Here is a 3,313-nt window from a genome sequence, read left to right on the forward strand (position 1 = left end):
AACCAAGACCTTCATGAGAGGACTCCCGAGTTGATGGATTGAGGTATTAAGGTGAATCGGAACTGAAATTGACGTTGACGTAAACGTAAGCTTTGCATTCTATTCTGCTGCCGCTCCCCGATACGGCTTGCAGGCTGGCGGCCGGTGGTATCCGGAAGCTCCAGAGAGAAAAGGCAAAAAAAAGAACGGTCGTTCTATTTCATTATAGGGGGCTGGCTTCACGGAATTAGAGCACCCCCACCAATGCGCTGTCGTACAGGCGTCAGTTGCCCCCTCTGCAGGGCATGTCAAGGCGTCTGTTTCGCCGCACCAGCAGGTTTTTCGGCTTCAGGGGCGCTGACGGCCCGGGTATGGATCACGCGCTGCGGGTACGGGATCTCGATGCCGTGCTTGCGCAGCGACTCCAGAATGGCCAGGTTGACGCGCGAGCGAAGGTTCTGCTGGCCGTTTTCCGGATCCGCCATCCAGTAATTGAGTGTGAACTCCAGCCCGTCCGCGCCGAAATTGGTCAGATTGACGCCGGGGGCCGGGTCGCGTATTACGCGGTCCTGTTTGAGAGCCGCTTCACTGAGCAGGCGCATGACCAGCTCAACATCGCTGTCGTACCCCACGGAAATCACCGTCGACTGAAGCACCTGCGTGTCGCTCAGCGAAAGGTTTTCAATACGGGTGCTGATGAACATCTCGTTGGGCACGATGGACTCGCGCCCTGACGGCGCGCGCACCACTGTGTAGCGCGCGTTGATGTCGGTGATGCGCCCTTCGAAGGTATCGACCCGGACGTTGTCGCCGATGCGCACGCTGCGCTCGGCCAGCATGACAAAGCCGCTCACGTAATTGGCGGCGAGCTTCTGCAGGCCGAAACCGACGCCCACGCCCACTGCGCCGCCCAGCACCGACAGAGCCGTCAGGTCTATGCCCACCGAGGACAGCGCCAGCAGCAGACCGACGAACATCAGCACGGCGCGCACCGCATTGGCCACCGCCTTGCGCAAGGACAACTCGTTGCCGGTAGCTTTTCGCAGCAGGCGCGCCTCGATGGCCGAAGAAATCCATAAAGTGATCAAAAGCACCAGGCCGGCCGTCACCGCACCTTCGAGCAGGGTGCGCACCGAGAGGTTGGAGTTGCCGACCTTCCACTTGATGTCGTCCAGCTCGTCAAGCACAACCGGCAGCAAGCCGCTGACCCACAAGACCATGGCGATCCAGGCCAGCCAGGAGATGGTGCGCTCCAGCGCGCGCACCAGCGGCGCGTCCTTGAAGGCGACCTGCAGCACCTTGACGCCGAGACGAATCACCGCGAGCGACAGCAGCACCGGAATGGCGACCCTGAAGACCGCGGTCGGGAATACTCTTGCCAGAAGCGCCTGCGCCGCATAAGCAAGGAAAAGCAGCAACAAGGGAAACAGCACGCCGTCAATCACACGCCGCCCGAAGAGGATGGACGTGCCGTCGGCCGCCATGCGCGCACGCCCGGTCACACGCACCACCAGCCAGGCCAGCAAGGCACAACCGACCAGCGTCGCCAGCTCGGTCAGGGAGCTTGGCTGGGCCAGTGCGGCGAACCAGCCGTCCAGGGTGTCGATGCGGGCGGGGGGGCGGTTCGTCAGGGCGCCGGTGGCCATTGGGGTTTCCTTTTCTCGATGAAGGCCTGCACGCCTTCCTGTGCCACGGCATGGGCCATGTTGCAGGCCATGGATTGTCCGGCCAGCTGGTAGGCGGCCTCGATGCCGGTTTCACGTTGTTGGTAGAAAAGCGCCTTGCCCATCGCCAGCGCTTCGCACGGTTTGGACAGGAGCGATTGCAAGAGTTTTTCGACCTCATCGCCAAGCAACTCCAATGGCGCGACCCGGTTCACCAGCCCGCGTGCACGCGCTTCGTCGGCAGTGATGAACTCGCCCGTCAGCAGCATTTCCATGGCCTGCTTGGCAGGAATGTTTCGCACCAGTGGCACGCTGGGCGTCGCGCAAAACAGGCCCACATCAATGCCGTTCACGCCGAAGGTCGCGTTGCTTGAGGCCACGGCCAGGTCGCACTGCGCCACCAGCTGGCATCCGGCCGCGGTAGCCAGCCCCTGCACCTGCGCAATCACGGGCACCGGCAGCTTCTGGATGCTGAGCATCACGCGCGTGCACTGCGCAAAAAGCTTCTGGTAATAGGCCTGCTCGGGCCTGGCGCGCATATCCTTGAGGTTGTGGCCCGCACAAAAAGCCTTGCCTTGCGCAGAGATGACCGCCGCCCGTGCAGCAGGGTCGACCGCGATCGCGTCCAGCGCGGCTTGAAGCGCTGCCAGCACATCTTCACTGAGAGCATTGAAGGTAGTCGCCCTGTTGAGCACCAGGCGATGCACACCGCGCGCGTCTTGCGTATGAAGCAAGGGAGCCGATAGCTCGGCAGGTACGGCACTCATGAACGCCCTACAGGTCGGCCAGGACGCGGATGTGCGCTTCCACGCTGCGCGCCAGCGCGTTGAGGTTGTAGCCGCCTTCGAGCGACGAAACGATACGGCCCTGCGAATGGCGCCTGGCGACGTCTTTCAGGCGCTGGGTGATCCAGGCGTAGTCCTGTTCGACAAGGCCCATCTGGCCCAGGTCGTCTTCACGGTGCGCATCAAACCCCGCGCTGATGAAAATCATTTCCGGCTTGAATTCTTCCAGCCGCGGAATCCATGCCGCTTCGATCAGCTCGCGCACTTCCATGCCCTTGGTGTAAGCCGGCACGGGCAGGTTGAGCATGTTGCCTGCGCGGCCCTCGGTGCCGGTGTAGGGGTAAAACGGGTGCTGGAAAAAACTGACCATCAGCACCCGGTCATCGCCGCTCAGGATGTCTTCGGTGCCATTGCCGTGGTGCACGTCGAAGTCGACGACCGCCACGCGCTTGAGGCCGTGGCGCTCCAGCGCATATTTGGCGGCAATCGCCACACTGTTGAAGATGCAAAATCCCATCGACCGCTTGTGGCATGCATGGTGCCCCGGCGGCCGCACGGCGCAAAACGCGTTTTGGAGCTCACCGGCCATCACCGCGTCGGTGGCCGCCAGCACGGCACCCACGGCGCGCACGGCGGCGTTCCAGCTGTGCACATTGAGGGCGGTGTCAGGGTCAATCTGGGCATAAGACGGCCCTCCCGCGTTGATGTCGTCGCCCAGGCTGTCGCTCAGGCCGCGGATGGCCGCCACCATCATGCGGTCGTGCCCCAATTCGATGTCGCCCAGAGACGCAAACGGCGCCTCGCGCRCGTCCAGCGCATCCTTGACGCCGGTCGCCAGCAGCCAGTCGTCAATGGCATCCAGCCGCTCCGGGCACTCAGGGTGGC

The 3,313-nt window shown here is 63.0% G+C and carries 3 protein-coding genes; all 3 read right to left on the bottom strand.

All coding sequences use genetic code 11. The annotated features are described in order from the left end of the window. Positions 1-287: 287 nt before the first annotated feature. A complete protein-coding gene (locus AC1D0Z_RS18235) occupies positions 288-1,625 on the bottom strand; it encodes a mechanosensitive ion channel family protein (RefSeq protein WP_477659612.1) in 1,338 nt (445 codons plus the stop codon). Next, positions 1,607-2,410 carry an enoyl-CoA hydratase gene (locus AC1D0Z_RS18240; RefSeq protein ID WP_477659613.1) on the bottom strand — a complete coding sequence of 268 codons (804 nt, stop codon included), beginning with the start codon at positions 2,408-2,410 and terminating at the stop codon, positions 1,607-1,609. Before AC1D0Z_RS18240 ends, AC1D0Z_RS18235 begins: the two co-directional genes overlap by 19 nt. A gap of 7 nt (positions 2,411-2,417) precedes the next feature. Beyond that, a partial coding sequence (locus AC1D0Z_RS18245) for a histone deacetylase family protein (protein ID WP_477659614.1) occupies positions 2,418-3,313 on the bottom strand: 896 nt, incomplete at its 5' end.

This window comes from Polaromonas sp. P1_E3 (assembly GCF_056405935.1).

Coding starts and splice junctions, on each gene's coding strand:
- AC1D0Z_RS18235 (WP_477659612.1), bottom strand. CDS start 1,625: ATGGCCACCGGCGCCCTGACGAACCGCCCCCCCGCCCGCATCGACACC.
- AC1D0Z_RS18240 (WP_477659613.1), bottom strand. CDS start 2,410: ATGAGTGCCGTACCTGCCGAGCTATCGGCTCCCTTGCTTCATACGCAA.